General features: G+C 63.8%; 18 protein-coding genes. 11 read left to right on the top strand and 7 right to left on the bottom strand.

The annotated features are described in order from the left end of the window. Nucleotides 1-28: 28 nt before the first annotated feature. From E8M79_RS17665 to E8M79_RS17635, 8 genes are all read left to right on the top strand, one after another. Nucleotides 29-1990: a 3-hydroxyacyl-CoA dehydrogenase NAD-binding domain-containing protein gene (locus E8M79_RS17665; RefSeq protein WP_137153151.1), complete on the top strand. Its 1962-nt coding sequence runs from the start codon at nt 29-31 to the stop codon at nt 1988-1990. Nucleotides 1991-1992: 2 nt separating this feature from the next. Beyond that, nucleotides 1993-3276, top strand: a complete 1284-nt coding sequence (locus E8M79_RS17660; protein WP_137153150.1) for an acetyl-CoA C-acetyltransferase — start codon at nt 1993-1995, stop codon at nt 3274-3276. Next, entirely contained in the window at nt 3273-3434 is a 162-nt protein-coding gene (locus tag E8M79_RS18440) for a hypothetical protein (RefSeq protein ID WP_171015918.1), read from the top strand. Before E8M79_RS17660 ends, E8M79_RS18440 begins: the two co-directional genes overlap by 4 nt. A 251-nt stretch (nt 3435-3685) precedes the next feature. Next, nucleotides 3686-5317 (top strand): peptide ABC transporter substrate-binding protein, encoded by a 1632-nt coding sequence (locus E8M79_RS17655; RefSeq protein WP_137153149.1) that lies wholly within the window; start codon nt 3686-3688, stop codon nt 5315-5317. An 82-nt stretch (nt 5318-5399) separates the two neighbouring features. Further along, nucleotides 5400-6323, top strand: a complete 924-nt coding sequence (oppB, locus tag E8M79_RS17650) for an oligopeptide ABC transporter permease OppB (protein ID WP_137153148.1) — start codon at nt 5400-5402, stop codon at nt 6321-6323. Between the two features lie 9 nt (nt 6324-6332). Beyond that, a complete protein-coding gene (locus E8M79_RS17645; RefSeq protein WP_137153440.1) occupies nt 6333-7265 on the top strand; it encodes an ABC transporter permease subunit in 933 nt (310 codons plus the stop codon). After that, nucleotides 7265-8248 carry an ABC transporter ATP-binding protein gene (locus tag E8M79_RS17640; protein ID WP_171015916.1) on the top strand — a complete coding sequence of 328 codons (984 nt, stop codon included), beginning with the start codon at nt 7265-7267 and terminating at the stop codon, nt 8246-8248. The genes E8M79_RS17645 and E8M79_RS17640 overlap by 1 nt, the downstream gene beginning before the upstream one ends. After that, complete coding sequence (locus tag E8M79_RS17635; protein ID WP_137153147.1) at nt 8245-9270, top strand: oligopeptide/dipeptide ABC transporter ATP-binding protein; 1026 nt, start codon at nt 8245-8247, stop codon at nt 9268-9270. Before E8M79_RS17640 ends, E8M79_RS17635 begins: the two co-directional genes overlap by 4 nt. Here the strand turns inward: E8M79_RS17635 and E8M79_RS17630 are convergent, their stop codons facing one another. Further along, on the bottom strand, nt 9271-9768 hold the full coding sequence (locus tag E8M79_RS17630) for an HIT family protein (RefSeq protein ID WP_248305083.1): 498 nt from the start codon (nt 9766-9768) through the stop codon (nt 9271-9273). Next, a complete protein-coding gene (locus E8M79_RS17625; RefSeq protein ID WP_137153145.1) occupies nt 9765-10274 on the bottom strand; it encodes a response regulator in 510 nt (169 codons plus the stop codon). The genes E8M79_RS17630 and E8M79_RS17625 overlap by 4 nt, the downstream gene beginning before the upstream one ends. Before the next feature lie 216 nt (nt 10275-10490). Between E8M79_RS17625 and ykgO the strand changes: the two genes are divergently transcribed. Further along, nucleotides 10491-10616: a type B 50S ribosomal protein L36 gene (gene ykgO, locus E8M79_RS17620; protein ID WP_046105532.1), complete on the top strand. Its 126-nt coding sequence runs from the start codon at nt 10491-10493 to the stop codon at nt 10614-10616. Nucleotides 10617-10751: 135 nt separating this feature from the next. Continuing rightward, nucleotides 10752-11150 carry an SRPBCC family protein gene (locus tag E8M79_RS17615; protein ID WP_137153144.1) on the top strand — a complete coding sequence of 133 codons (399 nt, stop codon included), beginning with the start codon at nt 10752-10754 and terminating at the stop codon, nt 11148-11150. A gap of 309 nt (nt 11151-11459) precedes the next feature. Here the strand turns inward: E8M79_RS17615 and pyk are convergent, their stop codons facing one another. Next, nucleotides 11460-12899, bottom strand: a complete 1440-nt coding sequence (gene pyk / locus E8M79_RS17610; RefSeq protein WP_137153143.1) for a pyruvate kinase — start codon at nt 12897-12899, stop codon at nt 11460-11462. A 14-nt stretch (nt 12900-12913) separates the two neighbouring features. Beyond that, nucleotides 12914-13459, bottom strand: a complete 546-nt coding sequence (locus tag E8M79_RS17605; RefSeq protein ID WP_137153142.1) for a DUF1036 domain-containing protein — start codon at nt 13457-13459, stop codon at nt 12914-12916. 172 nt (nt 13460-13631) lie between these two features. Between E8M79_RS17605 and E8M79_RS17600 the strand changes: the two genes are divergently transcribed. Beyond that, nucleotides 13632-13892 carry a DUF2312 domain-containing protein gene (locus E8M79_RS17600; protein ID WP_137153141.1) on the top strand — a complete coding sequence of 87 codons (261 nt, stop codon included), beginning with the start codon at nt 13632-13634 and terminating at the stop codon, nt 13890-13892. Between the two features lie 63 nt (nt 13893-13955). Here the strand turns inward: E8M79_RS17600 and E8M79_RS17595 are convergent, their stop codons facing one another. The 3 genes from E8M79_RS17595 to dxs all read right to left on the bottom strand — a co-directional run bounded on the left by E8M79_RS17595 (nt 13956) and on the right by dxs (nt 16851). Next, nucleotides 13956-14180, bottom strand: a complete 225-nt coding sequence (locus E8M79_RS17595; protein WP_137153140.1) for a flagellar hook protein FlgE — start codon at nt 14178-14180, stop codon at nt 13956-13958. A gap of 151 nt (nt 14181-14331) precedes the next feature. Continuing rightward, nucleotides 14332-14673 (bottom strand): DUF2147 domain-containing protein, encoded by a 342-nt coding sequence (locus E8M79_RS17590; protein WP_137153139.1) that lies wholly within the window; start codon nt 14671-14673, stop codon nt 14332-14334. Nucleotides 14674-14925: 252 nt separating this feature from the next. Continuing rightward, nucleotides 14926-16851, bottom strand: a complete 1926-nt coding sequence (dxs, locus tag E8M79_RS17585; protein WP_137153138.1) for a 1-deoxy-D-xylulose-5-phosphate synthase — start codon at nt 16849-16851, stop codon at nt 14926-14928. Nucleotides 16852-16900: the final 49 nt, after the last annotated feature.

The following is a 16900-nucleotide window of genomic DNA, read 5'->3' as shown; positions in this document are numbered from 1 at the left end:
GGAAAGACCCGGAATCGAGGAAACAAATATGACCCAGCCGCAAATGCCTGAGACCAAGAGCTGGAGCTTCCACCGCGATGTGGAAAAGCTCGGCTGGCTGACGATCAACACGCCCGGCGCGCCGGTCAATACGCTGAGCCGGGCGGCCATTGAGGAGCTCGAGGCGCTGGTGCTGCGCTTTGAGGAACTGGCCCGCACGGGCGAGCTGGTGGGCGTGATCCTGCTCAGCGGCAAGGACAGTGGCTTCATTGCCGGGGCGGACGTCAGCGAATTCGACGCGATGAGCGATTTCTCGGTTCTGCCGGCGGCGCTTGAACGCACGCATGCGCTGTTCTCGCGCATCGAGGCCATGCCTATTCCGGTGGTGGCGGGTATCCACGGCTTCTGCCTGGGCGGCGGGCTGGAACTGGCGCTGGCCTGCCACTATCGCGTGGCGGTCAATGACGACAAGACGCGCATCGGCTTTCCGGAAGTGAACCTGGGCATTTTCCCGGGCTTTGGCGGCACGGGGCGCTCGATCCGCCAGGCCGGGCCGGTCGACGCCATGCAGATCATGCTGACCGGGCGCATGCTCAAGGCCGGCGCGGCGCGCGGGTTGAACCTGGTCGACAAGCTGGTGCGCCATCGCGACATGCTGCGCTGGGAGGCCCGCAAGGCGGTGCTGCAGAAGCGCAAGTCCGAGCGGGCAGGCTTTATCAAGCGCGTGATGGCCATGGGGCCGCTGCGCAGCTATGTGGCCGGCAAGATGCGGGCGCAGGTGGCCAAGAAGGCGCGCAAGGAACACTATCCGGCGCCCTATGCGCTGATCGACCTGTTCGAAAAGCATGGCGACACCTGGCAGGCGATGAGCCATGGCGAGATCGCGGCCTTCGTGCCGCTGATGGGCAGCGCGACCGCGACCAATCTGCGACGGGTGTTCTTCGCCTCGGAGAGCCTGAAGAAGCAGGGCGCCAAGGGCGTCAAATTTGCGCGGGTGCATGTGATCGGCGCTGGCGTGATGGGCGGCGATATTGCGGCCTGGTGTGCGCTGCGCGGCATGAGCGTGACGCTGCAGGACCTGGACATGGCGCGCATCCAGCCGGCGCTGGATCGCGGCAAGGCGCTGTTCAAAAAGCGCCTGAAGAAGAAGTACGAAGTCGATGCCGCCGTGCTGCGGCTGGAAGCCGACCCCGAGGGCAAGGGCGTGGCGCGCGCCGATGTGGTCATCGAGGCGGTGGTCGAAAAGCTCTCGGTCAAACAGGCCATTTTCAGCGGGCTGGAGGACAAGCTCAAGCCCGGCGCGATCATGGCGACCAATACATCCTCGATCGAGCTGGAGCGCATTGCCGAAGCGCTCAAGGATCCGGCGCGGCTGATCGGGCTGCATTTCTTCAACCCGGTGGCGCAGCTGCCGCTGGTTGAGGTGATCCGCTCGAGCTTCAATACCGATGCCGAAATCGGCAAGGGCGCGGCCTTTGCGCTGGCCATCGGCAAGTCGCCGGTGGTGGTCAAGTCGGCGCCGGGCTTCCTCGTGAACCGGGTGTTGATGCCCTATATGCTGGGCGCAGTGGAGCGGGTGGAGCGCGGCGAGAGCAAGGAATTGCTCGATGCGGCCGCCGTGGCTTTCGGCATGCCGATGGGGCCGATCGAATTGATGGATACCGTCGGGCTGGACGTCGGCAAGTCGGTGGCGACCGAGCTGGGTCACGCCGTGCCCGAGGGCAGCAAGTTCGACGGTCTGGTCAAGGCCGGCAAACTGGGCCGCAAGACCGGGCAGGGCTTTTATACCTGGACAGACGGCAAGGCGCAGAAGGGCGAGACGCCGGCCCATGCCGATCTGGCGGCGCTGGGCCGGGAACTGGTCAAGCCGCTGGTCGACATGACCGAGGTGGTGCTGGCCGAGGGCGTGGTCGCCAATGACCGGCTGGCCGACATCGGGGTGATCATGGGAACCGGCTTCGCGCCGTTCCTGGGCGGGCCGCTCAAGGCGCGCCAAGACGGAAAGGCGTGAACATGACTGAACTTCGCAAGGTTGCCATCGTCGGCTCGGCCCGCATTCCGTTTGCGCGGGGCAATACGGCCTATGCCGATGAAACCAATCTCTCTTTGCTGGGCACGGTGCTGGCCGGGCTGGCGGACAAATATGGGCTCAAGGGCGAGAAGATCGACGAGGTCGTCGCCGGCGCGGTGATCGGGCACAGCCGCGACTTCAACATCGCGCGCGAGGCGTGCCTGGACGCCGGTTACTCGCCGCGCACGCCGGGCACGACGCTACAGATCGCCTGCGGCACCAGCCTGCAGGCGGCGCTGATGCTGGGCGCCAAGATCGCCAGCGGCGAGATCGACAGCGGCATTGCCGCGGGCACCGATACGGTCAGCGACAGCCCGATCGTGTTCGGCAACAAGTTCCAGCACCGGCTGATCGCGCTCAACAAGGCGCGCTCGACCGGCGAGAAGTTCAAGGCGTTCAAGGGCTTTTCCTTTGGCGAGCTGACGCCGGTGGCGCCCTCGGTCAACGAGCCGCGCACGGGGCTGTCGATGGGCCAGCATTGCGAGCTGATGGCGCGCGAATGGGGCATTACCCGTGCCGCGCAGGATGCGCTGGCGGTGGCCAGCCATCGCAATGCCGCCAAGGCCTATGACGAGGGCTTCCACGACGACCTGCTGGTGCAATGCGCCGGGCTGGTGCGCGACAACAATGTGCGGGCGGACGCCAATATCGAAAAGATGGCGACGCTCAAGCCGGCTTTCGACAAGTCCAGCGGGCAGGGCACGCTGACGGCCGGCAATTCGACGCCGCTAACCGATGGCGCCTCTTCGGTGCTGCTGGCCAGCGAAGACTGGGCGCGGGCGCGCGGCCTGCCGGTTTTGGCCTATCTCACCATGGGGCGGGTGGCCGGCAATGACTTCGCCCATGGCGAGGGCCTGTTGATGGCGCCGACCATTGCGGTGAGCGAATTGCTGGCCCGGGCCGGGCTGAGCTTTGCCGATATCGACTATTTCGAGCTGCACGAGGCTTTCGCCGCGCAGGTGCTGTCGACGCTCAAGGCCTGGGAAGATGCGGACTATTGTCGGACGGTGTTGGGGCGCGATGCGCCGCTGGGGCCGATTGACCCGGCCAAGATCAACGTCAAGGGCTCGAGCCTGGCCTATGGCCATCCCTTTGCCGCCACGGGCGCGCGCATCCTGGGGCTGACGGCCAAGATGCTGGCCGGCCAGGCGGGCAAGCGGGCGCTGATCTCGGTGTGCACAGCCGGTGGGCAAGGCGTGACAGCTCTGGTAGAAGGGGCGGCATGAGCGACAATGTCATCAAATTCCGCAAGATCGAAAAGACACCCGAGCCGCCAGTGAAGAAGCCGCGCGGGCCGATGCCGGCCTGGGTGCCCTTTGCCATATTGGTCGCCGTTGCGGTGGCCATCTATCTGGCGCGTTCTGCCGGTTTGTTGGGCGCTTAGCCTAAATTTCTGTCAACGCCCTGATTTGCGCAAGGAATTTGCGCTGCACACCGATATGACGCGTGTGAACAAGTGAACATTGGCTGCCGTATGCGTCAATGTTTTGCTTGTCAGTAGACGGATTTCCGGAATACCGTCCAGCAATCTTGGCCGTGGGGGCCTTTCCCCCGGGGCCTTGGCGATTGAAATTCGCAGCGAGATGACTGCGGAACCAAGATTTTTCAGGACTTCAACAAGGAGATGGGACGAGCATGATGATCACTCAAACCCTCAAGGCGGCCATGGTGGCTGCAGCGCTGCTGAGCGCCACTGCCCTTACCGCGCCTGCCTATGCCGCCATGGTTCCCGAGGGGACCAAGCTGGCCGCCGAACAGGTGTTCAAGTATCGGGTGCTGGACAACATCAATACGCTCGATCCGCAGCTGGTTGAAGACGTGGACACCTCGGCCGTGGTGCGCAGCCTGTTTGAAGGCCTGTACAACAGCGGCCCGGATGGCGAGCCCGTGCCCGGCGTGGCCGAGAGCTATGACGTCAACGAAGACAACACCGTCTATACGTTCCACCTGCGCGATGCGAAGTGGTCCAATGGCGAGCCCGTGATCGCCGGCGATTTCGTCTATGCCTGGCAGCGCGCCGTGACCCCGGAAACCGCCTCGAACTACGCCTATTTCGTGGGCCTGGTTGGCGTGGTCAATGCTGACGCCATCGTGGCCGGCGAGAAGAAGCCCGAGGAGCTGGGCGTCAAGGCCATCGACGACAAGACGCTGGAAGTCACGCTGAGCTTCTCGAGCCCGTGGTTCATCCGCACCCTGTCGCATGCCACGCTGTTCCCCACCTACAAGGCGAGCGTGGACAAGGGCATCGACTGGACCAAGCCGGAAAACATGGTCAGCAACGGCGCCTTCACGCTGGCTGAAAACACCCCCGGCGAACGCGTTGTGCTCAAGCGCAACCCGAACTACTGGGACAATGAGCACACCGTGCTCGAAGAAGTGCAGTTCCTGACCATCAATGATGAGAACCAGGGCCTGACCCGCTGGCGCGCCGGCGAAGTGGACCAGACGGACGTGCCGGCTGGCCAGTACCCGGCCCTCAAGGCCGAGTTGCCGGACAACACCTTCTCGGTGCCGCAGTTCTGCACCTACTATTTCAGCGTCAACATGACCGACAAGCAGCCCAATGCTGCACTGGCGGACGTGAAGGTGCGCGAGGCGCTGAGCCTGGCCATCGACCGCGACGTGATCGTCAATGGCATCCTGCAGGGCGGCCAGCAGCCGGCCTATTCCTTCACCCATCCGCTGACTGCCGGCTTCACCATGCCGGAAATCGCGGCTGCGGCGATGACCCAGGAAGAGCGCGACGCCAAGGCTGTCGCGCTGATGACCGAAGCCGGCTTCAGCAAGGACAACCCGCTGACCATCAACTACATCTACAACACCTCGGAAGCGCACAAGAAGATCGCGACCGTGGTGAGCCAGATGTGGAAGGAAAAGCTCGGCGTGACGATGAACCTGCAGGACATGGAATTCCAGACCCTGCTCGATACCCGCCACTCCAAGACCTATGAGCTGGCCCGCAACGCCTGGTGCGGCGACTACAACGAAGCCTCGACCTTCCTGTCGCTGCTCGACTCCAAGTCCGAGCAGAACGACCAGGGCTATGCCAATGCGGACGTCGACAGCTGGCTGGCCGCGTCCAAGACCGCTGAAGACCCCAATGTGCAGTATGCAGAGATCGAAGCGCAGGCGGCCAAGGACGTGCCGATCATGCCGATCTACTTCTACGCCAAGGTGTTCATGCAGAATGCTGACGTCAAGGGCTGGCCCTATGATGACGTGGAGCAGAACTGGTACGCCAAGGACCTCTACAAGGTCGCTGAATAAGGCTTAGGCCTGTTGCGCCCCGCCAAACGGCGGGGCGCGTTCCGTTCATGGCCAGGCGCCATGAACCGGCCGGACAAAACACATGATCCAGTTCATTCTCAAACGACTAGCGGTCGCCATCCCGACGCTGCTCGTGCTCATCGTCGTTTCATTTTTTCTGATGAAAATGGCGCCCGGAAACCCGTTTGCCGGCGAAAAGACCGTGCCGCAATCGGTGCTCGACAATATCTATGCGCGCTATGGGCTGGATAAGCCGGAATGGCAGCAGCTGGCCGAGTATATCTATAACGTGGTGTTCCGCTTCGATTTCGGGCCCTCGTTTCAGTATCGGGACCGCACGGTCAACGACATTATCGCGCAGGGCTTCCCGGTGACCTTCACCTATGGCGCCTGGGCGTTTGTGGCCGCTTCGGTGATCGGCATTGCGCTGGGCGTGGTGGCGGCGGTGCGGCAGAACAGCTGGGCGGATTATCTGTCGGTCGGGTTTTCGATCGGCGCGCAGGTGGTGCCCAATTTCGTGATGGCGCCCATTCTGGTGCTGGTGTTCACGCTATGGCTGCGCTGGCTGCCGGGCGGTGGCTGGAATGGTGGGCACTGGAGCAATGTGGTGCTGCCGGTGGTGGCCCTGGCCACAAGCTATTTTGCCAATATCGCCCGCATTACCCGCTCGTCGATGCTCGAAGTGCTGGGTTCAAACTATATCCGCACGGCGCGGGCCAAGGGCCTGCCGGGCTGGAAGGTGATCTTCGGTCACGCGCTGCGGCCGGCGCTGCTGCCGGTGGTGAGCTATCTGGGCCCGGTGTTTGTGGGCATGGTGACCGGTTCGGTGGTGATTGACCTCTATTTCTCCACTGGTGGCATCGGCCAGGCCTTCGTCAACAGCGCGCTCAACCGCGATTATTCCACCATCCTGGGGATCACGATCCTATTGGGCGCTTTGACGATCACCGCAAATCTGGTGGTCGACGTGCTCTATGCCTGGATCGACCCCAAGATCGAATTGTGAGGCATGGCTATGCTTGCCGATAACCGTATCAAGACCGTGACGAGCCTGGAGGCTGCGCCGGCCGAGCTGCCCACCAAGGGGCGCTCGCTGTGGCGCGACGCCGGACGTCGCTTCATGGCCAACAAGGCCGCGCTGACCAGTCTGATTGTGCTGATCGGCGTGGTGCTCTTCACCATCGTTGGCCCCTATTTTGCCAAGTGGTCGATCGAAAAGGTCGACTGGAGCGTTGTGGGCAATGTGCTGCACGCCGGCGCGCCGTCGCTGGAAACCGGCCATTATTTCGGCACGGACGAAGTGGGCCGCGATCTCTATTCCCGCGTGATTCAGGGCACACAGATCTCGCTGCTGGTGGGCCTGGTGGGCTCGGCCATCGCTGTGATCGTGGGCACGATCTATGGCGCCGTCGCCGGCTATTTCGGCGGGCGGCTGGACAGCGCCATGATGCGCCTGGTCGATATCATCTATTCGATCCCCTATATGTTCATCCTGATCCTGCTGCTGATCGTGTTCGGCCGCTCGTTCATCATGCTGTTCGTGGGCATCGGGCTGATCTCCTGGCTGGGCATGTCGCGCGTGGTGCGCGGGCAGACGCTGACGCTGAAGAACCGCGAATTCGTCGAGGCGGCCATCGCCACCGGCTCCAAGCCGCGTGACGTGATCTTCCGCCATATCGTGCCCAATCTGCTGGGCATCGTGGCGATCTATGCAACGCTTTTGGTGCCCGAGATGATCCTTCTGGAATCCTTCATCTCGTTCCTGGGCCTGGGCGTGCAGGAACCCAATACCTCGCTGGGTGCGCTGATCAGCGAAGGCGCGCAGACCATGCAGTATGGCACCTATTGGCAGCTGGCCTTCCCGCTGGTGTTTTTCATCACCATCCTGTTCACCTTCTTTTTTGTCGGCGACGGCCTGCGGGACGCGCTCGACCCCAAGGATCGCTGATGGCTCCGGTTCTGACAGTCAAAGACCTTTCGGTCCGCTTTGCCCTGCATGACTCAGTGGTGACGGCGGTCAATAATCTCAACTTTACCCTGGAGGCCGGGGAGACCCTGGCCGTGGTGGGCGAAAGCGGCTCGGGCAAGAGCCAGGCCTTTCTCGCGCTGATGGGCCTTTTGGCCAAGAATGGCTCGGTGAGCGGCCAGGCGCTGCTGGGCGATGTGGACCTGCTGGCGCTGAGCAAGACCGAGCTCAACCAGTATCGCGGCCGCGACGTGGCCATGATCTTTCAGGATCCCATGACCTCGCTCAATCCGGCGCTGCGGCTCAAGCAGCAGCTGGCCGAGGTGCTGGTGCTGCACAAGGGGCAGGACCAGAAGCAGGCCGAGACCAGCGCCATTGCCATGCTGGAGCGGGTGGGCATTCCGGAACCCGCCAAGCGCGCCAATGCCTATCCGCATCAGCTCAGTGGTGGCATGCGCCAGCGCGTGATGATTGCCATGGCGCTGCTGTGCCAGCCCAAGATCCTGATCGCGGACGAGCCGACCACGGCGCTGGACGTGACCGTGCAGGCGCAGATGCTGGATCTGTTCAAGACGCTGACCGATGACTTCGGCACCTCGCTGGTGCTGATCACCCATGATCTGGGCGTGGTGGCCGGCGTGGCCGACCGCATGATGGTGATGTATGGCGGCCGGCCGGTGGAAAAGGGCACAGTGGACGATCTGTTCTACGATCCGCGCCATCCCTATACGCTGGGCCTGTTGCATTCGACGCCGCATATCGCCAAGCGGGCGGAGCGGCTCGACCCCATCCAGGGCATGCCGCCGAGCCTGGAGAACCTGCCCAAGGGCTGTTCCTTCCATCCGCGCTGCGCCTTTGCCTTCGATCGGTGCCTGGCCGAGCGGCCGGCGCTGACCGCGCTGGACAATGGCCGCGAGAAGGCTTGTTTCCACGAAGGCCCGATGCGCTACGGTAAGGTGGCATGATGAACCAGACCCCGGTCAATCTGCTCGAGATCCGCAACGTCAAGAAGACCTTCTCGATCTCGGGCGGCGGCTTCCTGTCGCGCCCGCTGACGCTGACGGCGCTTGAGGACATCAATTTCACCATCCGCAAGGGCGAGACGCTGGGCATTGTGGGCGAGAGCGGCAGCGGCAAGTCCACGCTTGGCCGCTGCATCCTGCAATTGCTGACGCCCGACCAGGGCCAGGTGCTCTGGCTGGGCCAGGACCTGACCAAGCTGCCGGCCGAAGAGATGCGCAAGCGCCGGCAGGACCTGCAGATCATCTTCCAGGACCCGCTGGCCTCGCTCAATCCGCGCATGACGGTGGGCGAGATCATCGCCGATCCGCTGCGTACGCTGCGGCCGGAGCTGAACAAGGAGCAGCGCCGCGAACGTGTGCTCAAGACCATGGCGGCGGTGGGCCTGCTGCCCGAGATGATCAACCGCTATCCGCATGAGTTCTCCGGCGGGCAGGCGCAGCGCATCGGCATTGCCCGGGCGCTGGTGACCGAACCCAAGCTGATCGTCTGCGACGAGCCGGTGTCGGCGCTCGACGTGTCGATCCAGGCGCAGATTCTCAACCTGCTGGCCGAGCTCAAGGATGCCTTCGGGCTGACGCTGATCTTCATCAGCCACAATCTGAGCGTGGTGCGCCATGTGTCGGACCGCATCCTGGTGCTCTATCTGGGGCGGATCGTGGAACTGGCGACGGGTGACGAGATCTATCTCGATCCGCGCCACCCCTATACGCGGGCGCTGCTGACGGCGGTGCCGATCCCCGATCCGCGGCTGGCGCGATTGAGAACGATTGACGGACTGAAGGGCGAAATCCCCTCGCCGATCAATCCGCCCTCGGGTTGTACCTTCCGCACGCGCTGCCGCTTTGCTGAAGCGCAATGTGCCGAGCAGCGGCCGCCGCTGGAAACGCTGGAAAGCGGCCGGCTGGTGGCGTGCCTGCGCTGGCGCGAGATCGAGGCCGCCGAGCCGATCGCCGGCACCGTCTGATCAGGACAATCGCCGATAGACCGCCGCGATGCGCGCGGCGGTCTCAGCCATTTCGTCCTGGGGGATGTCGAGCACGCCATGCTCGGCCATCAGCGCGTGATACTGCTGCTGCGCATAGGGCACGCCACGCGGCAGGGGCACGACATGGAAATGCAGGTGGCTATTGCCCTGCTGGCTGCCCAGCGAGAGCACATAGATGCGCTCGGCATCAAACACCTGTTTGAGGGCCCGGGCGAGGCGGTGGACCACCGCCTGGAGCGCCAGATACTCCTCCGGCGAGATATCCTCGGCCAGATCCTCACAGTGACGCAGCGGGCAGACCAGGGCATAGCCGGGCTGGGTGGGATATTTGCTGAGAAAGACGATGTGGCTGTCATCGCGGGCGATGACATGGTGGGCATAGTCGGGGTTGCCGGCGATCAGTGCACAGATAAAGCAGGGGCCGTGCTGGCTGCGTGCGGCGTGGCGCGCCAGGTCGAACGGCTGCCGCGCCATCAGCCGGCGTCTGCCACGGGCTTGTTGGAGGCGCGACGATCATTGGCGCCGACGTCGACGGACTTGCGCCGCCGATCGGGGCCCTTGTAGGCGGCAGCTTCGATGAAGCCGCGCGGATTGGCCTCGATGTTAGTGAGGCGGGACTGCAGGTGATTGGCGGCGAAGGGCTTGCGCAGGAATTCGGTGATCCCCGCATCGCGAGCCTCGGCAATGCGCTTGGCGTCGGGCGCCGCGCTCATCATGATGACAGGCAGATAGCGATTGGGGCAATCGGTCATGGCGCGCAGCTTGCGCGTGACGGCCACGCCATCCATGCCCTCGAGGTCATCGTCAATGATCAGCAGGTCAAAGCTGCGGCGGTTGAGCTCGAGCAGCACTCTGCTGGCATCATAGGCTTCGCGGATATCCTTGCGGCCAAGGCTGCGCAGCATGACGCCGACAAGGGAAGCCATGTGCTGGGAGCTATCGGCCACCAATACGCCCCGCTTGGTGATTTCTTCTGCGGCCATAAGGGTTTCGCGCCTAGGTTATAACGCGGCCCATACTAGGGCGGGAATCCATACGGGCGGTTAACGCGAGGGTGTCACATCAGCGTCGCAGTTTGTCGGGAAATGCGTGAATTGAGCGGCAAAGCTGCGTTGACAGGGTGCAGCATATTCCCTATGTATGCCGCCAAGTTTCCGGGGCGCGCAGGCGCCTCTTTTGTTTGACCAAGGAATCGTCCGATGAAGATCCGCAACTCGCTGAAGGCGCTGATGACTCGCCACCGCGCGAACAAGCTCGTCCGCCGTCGCGGCCGGGTTTATATCATCAACAAGGTGGACAAGCGCTTCAAGGCCCGCCAGGGCTGAGCCTTTGTGACACGACCTCTTCCAAAGCCCGCGAAAGCGGGCTTTGTTGTTTCTGGGCTGGCCTTCCCTTTGCTTCCTCCAGGCTCCTCATTCCCGTGCTGGTCGTTGCTGCGACCGTCTCGTTCAGGCAAATTGATGTTGCGTGCGCATACACTGACCATCGCGATCCGGCGCCCTGCCGCTGAGGTCTATCGCTTCCTGGTCGATCCGGACAATTTTGGTGACTGGCTGCAGCTGGGCATCGCCGAGCGGCGGGTGGAGATGGGGCGGCCACAACTGCTGTTCGATATGCCCGAGGGGCGCGTGCGGGTCGAGCTGACGGCAGAGAACAGCCATTTCGTGCTCGACTATGCGGTGTGGTTCGGGACGCAGTTGCAGCGGCTGGTGGGCGTGCGCGTGCTGGCCAATGGCGATAGCTGCGTGCTGGTGCACACGGCCATGCAGCAGCCCGGCGTGACCACCGAGGCCTTTGACTCCGAGCAGGCGTGGCTGGAAACCGATCTGCTGGTGCTCAAGTCGCTGCTGGAAAGCTGAGCGACGCGCAAGAAGAAGGCCCGCATTGCTGCGGGCCTTCTTCTTGGTAGGTTGTCCTGCCATTGGGCCATAGGCCTCATGGCCTTCGCACCTAAAATCGCTCCACTGGAGCGATTTTGCCGCGGAGCGGCCCGGCTCCGTGCCTTTCGAGCGTAGCTCTCAAGGCCTTCTTGACTTGAAAGGCTCCACTGGAGCCTTTCATCGGCTGCGCCGACCGATGTTCCCGCCATTCGGCCATAGGCCTCATGGCCTTCGCACCTAAAATCGCTCCACTGGAGCGATTTTGCCGCGGAGCGGCGCGGTGCGAAGTCAGCTAGACCCGGCACCGTCCTGGCGGACGAAGGCGATGCGCAGCATATTGGTGGCGCCGGGCGTGCCCAGCGGAATGCCAGCGGTGATGGCAATGCGGTCGCCGGGGCGGGCAAAGCCCTCCTGATAGGCGATGACGCAGGCGCGATCGACCATGTCTTCCAGGCTGACAGCGTCTTCGGTCTGGACGCAATGGACACCCCAGACCACCGACATGCGGCGGATGGTGCGCATGTTGGGCGACAGCACGATGATGGGCTTGGAAGGCCGCTCGCGGGCGGCACGGATGCCGGTGGAGCCGGATGCCGTATAGGTGACGATAGCGGCCAGATCGAGCGTCTCGGCGACCTGGCGGGTCGCTGCCGAGATGGCGTCGGCGGCGGTGGCCTCCGGCTCGGTCTGGGCGGCGCGGATGATGCCGCGATAGTTGGCATCGCCTTCAACGGCCACGGCCACCTTGTTCATGGTGGCGACGGCTTCGACCGGGTACTGGCCGGAGGCGGATTCGGCCGAGAGCATGATGGCGTCGGCGCCTTCGAACACGGCGATCGACACGTCCGAGACTTCGGCGCGGGTCGGCACGGGTGCGGTGATCATCGATTCCAGCATCTGGGTGGCCACGACCACCGGCTTGCCATAGCGGCGGGCCATGCGGATCATGCGCTTCTGCAGGCCCGGGACGGTTTCGAGCGGCAGCTCGACGCCCAGGTCGCCGCGGGCCACCATGATGGCGTCGCACAGCTTGATGATCTCTTCGAGGCGCTCGATAGCCTGGGGCTTTTCGATCTTGGCCATGACGCCGGCGCGACCCTGAACGATCTTGCGGACGTCGATGATGTCCTCGGGGCGCTGCACGAAGCTGAGGGCGATCCAGTCGGCCTCGGCCTTGAGGCCTTCGAGCAGGTCGGCGTGGTCCTTTTCGGTGAGGGCGCCGGTGGGCAGCAGCGTATCGGGCAGGGACACGCCCTTCTTGTCGCTCAGCTTGCCGCCATAGATGACCTCGGTCTCGATGGCGCCATTGCCCACCTTGGTGGCCTTGAGGGCCAGCTTGCCGTCGTCGAGCAGCAGGCGGTCGCCGACCGACACGCTTTCGATGATCTCGGGATGGGGCAGGTAAACGCGCTCGGCATTGCCGTTGTCGTTCTTGTCGCTGTCGAGAATGAACTTCTGGCCAGCCACCAGATTGACCGAGCCGTCGGTGAACTTCCACACGCGCAGCTTGGGGCCCTGCAAATCGACCAGGATGCCCAGCGGATGGTTCAGGCGCTTTTCGACACTGCGAATGCGCGCCACGGTCTGGTGCAGGAGCTCATGGCTGGCATGGCTCATGTTGATGCGGAACACGTCAGCGCCGGCCTTGGCCAGTTCCTCGATCATCTTCTCTTCATGGCTGGCTGGCCCGAGGGTGGCGACGATCTTTGCGCGTCTCATGCGTCTCATTGCGTGTCCGTTTCTCAGTTCGAAATGTCGTCCTGGGGGGCGTCTGCGTCCCCAGGGTTGACAAGGAAAGGTTGGCTGCCTGGCGCAGCGGTTCCGTCAGGACCGACAACGGCCGGACCATCGGCGTTCTCGGTGAGCTGCAAGGTCCAGTCGGTGCGGTTCTGCGTGTCGATTTCGAAGAAGCCGGTGCGCTCATAGCCGCGTGCAAGGCAATCCTCAACCCCGAATATGGTGAAGGTTTCGTCTCGCGTGCACATGAAAACCGAGCCGTCCCAGGCCCCGCCGGCCTGATCGTCGGCGGCGTAGATGTAGTAAAACCGGCGCTGCAGATCGCCCTGATAGAGCACGCGGCAATCGCCGGGTGCGGCTTGCCACCAGCCTTCGCTCATCCAGCCGCGATCAGCGCGATAGCCCATGGCGACCGAGACCAGATTGGTCGTCTCGTTGCAAACGCGCAAATCCGCCCGTGCCGGCGTGGCGAAGAACGCCAGGCTGCCAAGCATAGTACCGATCAGGGTCATGCCGAGACGGAAGGTTTGCAAATGCGAGCCAGAAATCATCGGAAACGTGCCTTCTTTGAGCCCATGGTGACCAAATGGTCAATGGCTAAAGACCCGTTTTGGCGGAATTGGGGGTATGCCCGAATGCAGGGGTGTGGATTGGATCACAAAAGGGTTGAACCGGAGGTGAGTCTGCGGTTCAAGCAGCGCTTGATCTAGTGAGGTAAGACCGATGGCTGAAGACAGCGTTGCCCAGGACCAGCTCCGGGCGTTCATCGAGCGCATCGAGCGCATGGAAGAAGAAAAGGCCGCCATCGCCGCCGATATCAAGGAAATCTATGCCGAGGCCAAGGGCAACGGCTTCGATACCAAGATTCTGCGCAAGATCGTGGCCATCCGCAAGCAGGACGCCAATGAGCGCATGGAGCAGGAAGCCCTGCTCGAGCTCTATATGAGCGCGCTGGGCATGGTGGCTGCGCCCTCCGACGACTGAGACAGGCTGCCGCCGAAGCAAGTATGACGCCCGGTTGCCGCGTGCTGCCGGGCGTTCCTACGTTCAGGCCAGGATGTTGATGGTCGCCTTGGCCATGGCGTCGGCGACGCGCACGACGCTGGCGTTGGCCTTGAAGTCCGCCTGAGCCATGGTGACCTCCACGGCCTCGGTGGCGAGGTCGACATCGGCCAGGCCCGTGCCAAAGCGGGCGACGCGGTTGGCGCTGGATTCAAGCCGATCGGCGGCGCGGGTCATGCCGGCGGTGGCCGAGGCGATGGAAGACAACATGGGCGGGCCCTGAGACTGCTGAGACGATGTTCAGCTAGGCGCGCAAGTGTTTGAAAATCTCTTAGCGCCGGGCGGGCAATCTGGTTCAAACGCAGGGCAGGCGTGCCGTTCGAGGCGTGGTGATGGATGCCGGGGGCGGCATCCATCGGGATCAGAGACGGGACCAGGTCTGGGATTTGCAGAAGATGCCCAGCACGCAGCCCTTCATCACCAGGGCGTCGCCATTGACCTCGCCGGAGCCCGAATAGGTTTTGTCGGCAGCCGGATCGGTGATCTCGCCCTTGTAGCTGTCGCCCTGGCCGTTCATGCGGCCGATCTGCCGGCCGGCGTGCTTGCCGGTCTTGAGGGTGACGCAGAAGTCCGGACCGCAGGCGGCAATCGCGGCGGTCTCGCCGCTGGCGGTCTTCCAATTGCCCACGATGGGTTCGGCTGCGGTGGCGGGGGCCAGCGTGGCGACCACCATGGCCAGCGCCAGCAGCGCCTTGTTGATCATTTTAGTGCTCCTCATGTTGACCAGACGACGGGCCACCACAGCCACCTCCTGCAGCCATAATGTGGTGGCACCGCACCATCATCCGGGCACTTTCAGTGCTTCCGGACGTATGGGAAATCTAGCTGACGTTTACGTAAAGGTAAATCGGATTTGCGCGGGTGTGAGCGTCGCCCCGGGGCCATGCGGGAACGTCCTGGCCTCCCCCCAAAGGGGGCGGCGCACAGAGCGGCGTCAGGACAAGGGCAGGCGGGTCTAGCGCTTGAGGGCGGCGACCATGGCGGCTTCGTCGTAGCCCAGCGTGGTGAGCGCGGTGGCGACGATGCCCGCGCGATCCAGACCGGCTGCGGCATACATGTCGGCCTGGCTGGCATGCTCGTCGAAGCGATCGGGGATCATCAGCGGGCGGAAGCGCAGCTTGCCATCGAGCAGGCCATTGCTGGCCAGGAAGGTGGCGACATGGCTGCCGAAGCCGCCGATTGAGCCTTCCTCGACAGTCAGCAGCACATCGTGGCTGCCGGCGAGGCTGGCGGTGAGCTCCTCGTCGAGCGGCTTGAGGAAGCGGGCGTCGGCCACGGTGGGGTTGAGCCCCAGGGCTGCGAGCCGGTCGGCAGCAGCCAGCACTTCGCCCAGGCGGGTGCCATAGCTCAGAATGGCAATCGTGGCGCCCTGACGGACGATGCGGCCCTTGCCGATGGGCAGGATCTGGCCACGGGCGGGCATGTCGACGCCCAGGCCGTCGCCGCGCGGATAGCGGAAGGCGATGGGGCCGTTGTCATAGTGCGTGGCCGTGGTGACCATGTGGCGCAGCTCGGCCTCGTCGGCGGCGGCCATCTGCACAATGCCGGGGATGGCGCCGAGATAGGCGGCATCATAATTGCCGGCGTGGGTGGGGCCGTCCGCGCCGACAAAGCCGGCGCGATCGATGGCAAAGCGCACCGGCAGGTGCTGGATGGCCACGTCGTGGACCACTTGGTCATAGGCGCGCTGCAGGAAGGTGGAATAGATGGCGCAGAAGGGGCGCATGCCTTCGCTGGCCAGGCCAGCCGCAAAGGTGACGGCATGCTGCTCAGCGATGCCGACATCGAAGATGCGGGTGGGATGGACCTGGGCGAATTTGTCGAGCCCGGTGCCTGAGGGCATGGCGGCGGTCACAGCGACGATGCGCGGATCGTCATTGGCCTCCTGGATCAGCGTCTCGGCAAAGACCGATGTGTAGGAGGGAGCATTGGAGGGCGCCTTGGACTGGGCGCCGGTGATGACGTTGAACTTGGACACGCCGTGGTATTTGTCGTCCGAATCCTCGGCCGGGCCATAGCCCTTGCCCTTCTTGGTGACGACATGGACCAGGATCGGGCCCTCGGCAGCATCGCGCACATTGTCGAAAATGGGCAGCAGGCTCTCCAGGTCATGACCGTCGATGGGCCCGACATAGTAGAAGCCCAGCTCTTCAAACAGCGTGCCGCCGGTGAAGAAGGAGCGGGCGAATTCCTCGGTCTTGCGCGCGGGTTCATGCAGGAACGCGGGCAGCTTGCTGACGACGGTCTTGGCGGCTTCACGGGTGCCGCGATAGACCGGGCCGGAGACCAGTCGCGCCAGATAGGTGCGCAGGGCGCCGGTCGGCGGCGCGATCGACATATCATTGTCGTTGAGCACGACGATCAGGCGGGCATCCATCGCACCGGCATTGTTCATGGCCTCATAGGCCATGCCGGCCGACATGGCGCCGTCGCCGATGACAGCAATGACATTGCGCGGCGTGCCAAGCAGTTCGCTGGCCACGGCCATGCCCAGACCGGCAGAGATGGAGGTGGATGAATGGCCGGCGCCAAAGGGGTCGTATTCGCTTTCGGCGCGGCGGGTGAAACCGGACAGGCCATCCTTCTGGCGCAGCGTGCGGATGCGGTCGCGACGGCCGGTCAGGATCTTGTGCGGATAGGCCTGATGGCCGACGTCCCAGATGATGCGATCATGCGGGGTGTCAAACACGGCATGCAGCGCCACGGTGAGTTCGACCACGCCCAGGCCGGCGCCGAGATGGCCGCCGGTGACCGAGACGGCATCGATCATTTCGGCGCGCAGCTCATCGGCCAGCTGGCGCAGGGTGTCGCGCGGCAGGCCACGCAGGTCTGCAGGTGAATTGACGGTGTCGAGCAACGGCGTAGCGGGCGAGTCGGCCAAACTGGCAGTCCTTTGCCAAGGGGCAGGGTGAGTGTTGTTTAGGCGCGCC

Origin of the sequence: Devosia sp. FKR38 (genome assembly GCF_005222805.1) — a bacterium.
Classification (GTDB): domain Bacteria; phylum Pseudomonadota; class Alphaproteobacteria; order Rhizobiales; family Devosiaceae; genus Devosia.
The sequence above is the reverse complement of the archived record's forward strand: the minus strand, read 5'-3'. Positions and strand labels throughout refer to the sequence as shown.

Excerpts from the sequence above, each read along its gene's own strand:
- E8M79_RS17665 (WP_137153151.1), top strand. The coding sequence starts at position 29 with ATGACCCAGCCGCAAATGCCTGAGACCAAGAGCTGGAGCTTCCACCGC.
- E8M79_RS17660 (WP_137153150.1), top strand. The coding sequence starts at position 1,993 with ATGACTGAACTTCGCAAGGTTGCCATCGTCGGCTCGGCCCGCATTCCG.
- E8M79_RS18440 (WP_171015918.1), top strand. The coding sequence starts at position 3,273 with ATGAGCGACAATGTCATCAAATTCCGCAAGATCGAAAAGACACCCGAG.
- E8M79_RS17655 (WP_137153149.1), top strand. The coding sequence starts at position 3,686 with ATGATGATCACTCAAACCCTCAAGGCGGCCATGGTGGCTGCAGCGCTG.
- oppB (WP_137153148.1), top strand. The coding sequence starts at position 5,400 with ATGATCCAGTTCATTCTCAAACGACTAGCGGTCGCCATCCCGACGCTG.
- E8M79_RS17645 (WP_137153440.1), top strand. The coding sequence starts at position 6,333 with ATGCTTGCCGATAACCGTATCAAGACCGTGACGAGCCTGGAGGCTGCG.
- E8M79_RS17640 (WP_171015916.1), top strand. The coding sequence starts at position 7,265 with ATGGCTCCGGTTCTGACAGTCAAAGACCTTTCGGTCCGCTTTGCCCTG.
- E8M79_RS17635 (WP_137153147.1), top strand. The coding sequence starts at position 8,245 with ATGATGAACCAGACCCCGGTCAATCTGCTCGAGATCCGCAACGTCAAG.
- E8M79_RS17625 (WP_137153145.1), bottom strand. The coding sequence starts at position 10,274 with ATGGCCGCAGAAGAAATCACCAAGCGGGGCGTATTGGTGGCCGATAGC.
- ykgO (WP_046105532.1), top strand. The coding sequence starts at position 10,491 with ATGAAGATCCGCAACTCGCTGAAGGCGCTGATGACTCGCCACCGCGCG.
- E8M79_RS17615 (WP_137153144.1), top strand. The coding sequence starts at position 10,752 with ATGTTGCGTGCGCATACACTGACCATCGCGATCCGGCGCCCTGCCGCT.
- pyk (WP_137153143.1), bottom strand. The coding sequence starts at position 12,899 with ATGAGACGCATGAGACGCGCAAAGATCGTCGCCACCCTCGGGCCAGCC.
- E8M79_RS17605 (WP_137153142.1), bottom strand. The coding sequence starts at position 13,459 with ATGATTTCTGGCTCGCATTTGCAAACCTTCCGTCTCGGCATGACCCTG.
- E8M79_RS17600 (WP_137153141.1), top strand. The coding sequence starts at position 13,632 with ATGGCTGAAGACAGCGTTGCCCAGGACCAGCTCCGGGCGTTCATCGAG.
- E8M79_RS17595 (WP_137153140.1), bottom strand. The coding sequence starts at position 14,180 with ATGTTGTCTTCCATCGCCTCGGCCACCGCCGGCATGACCCGCGCCGCC.
- E8M79_RS17590 (WP_137153139.1), bottom strand. The coding sequence starts at position 14,673 with ATGATCAACAAGGCGCTGCTGGCGCTGGCCATGGTGGTCGCCACGCTG.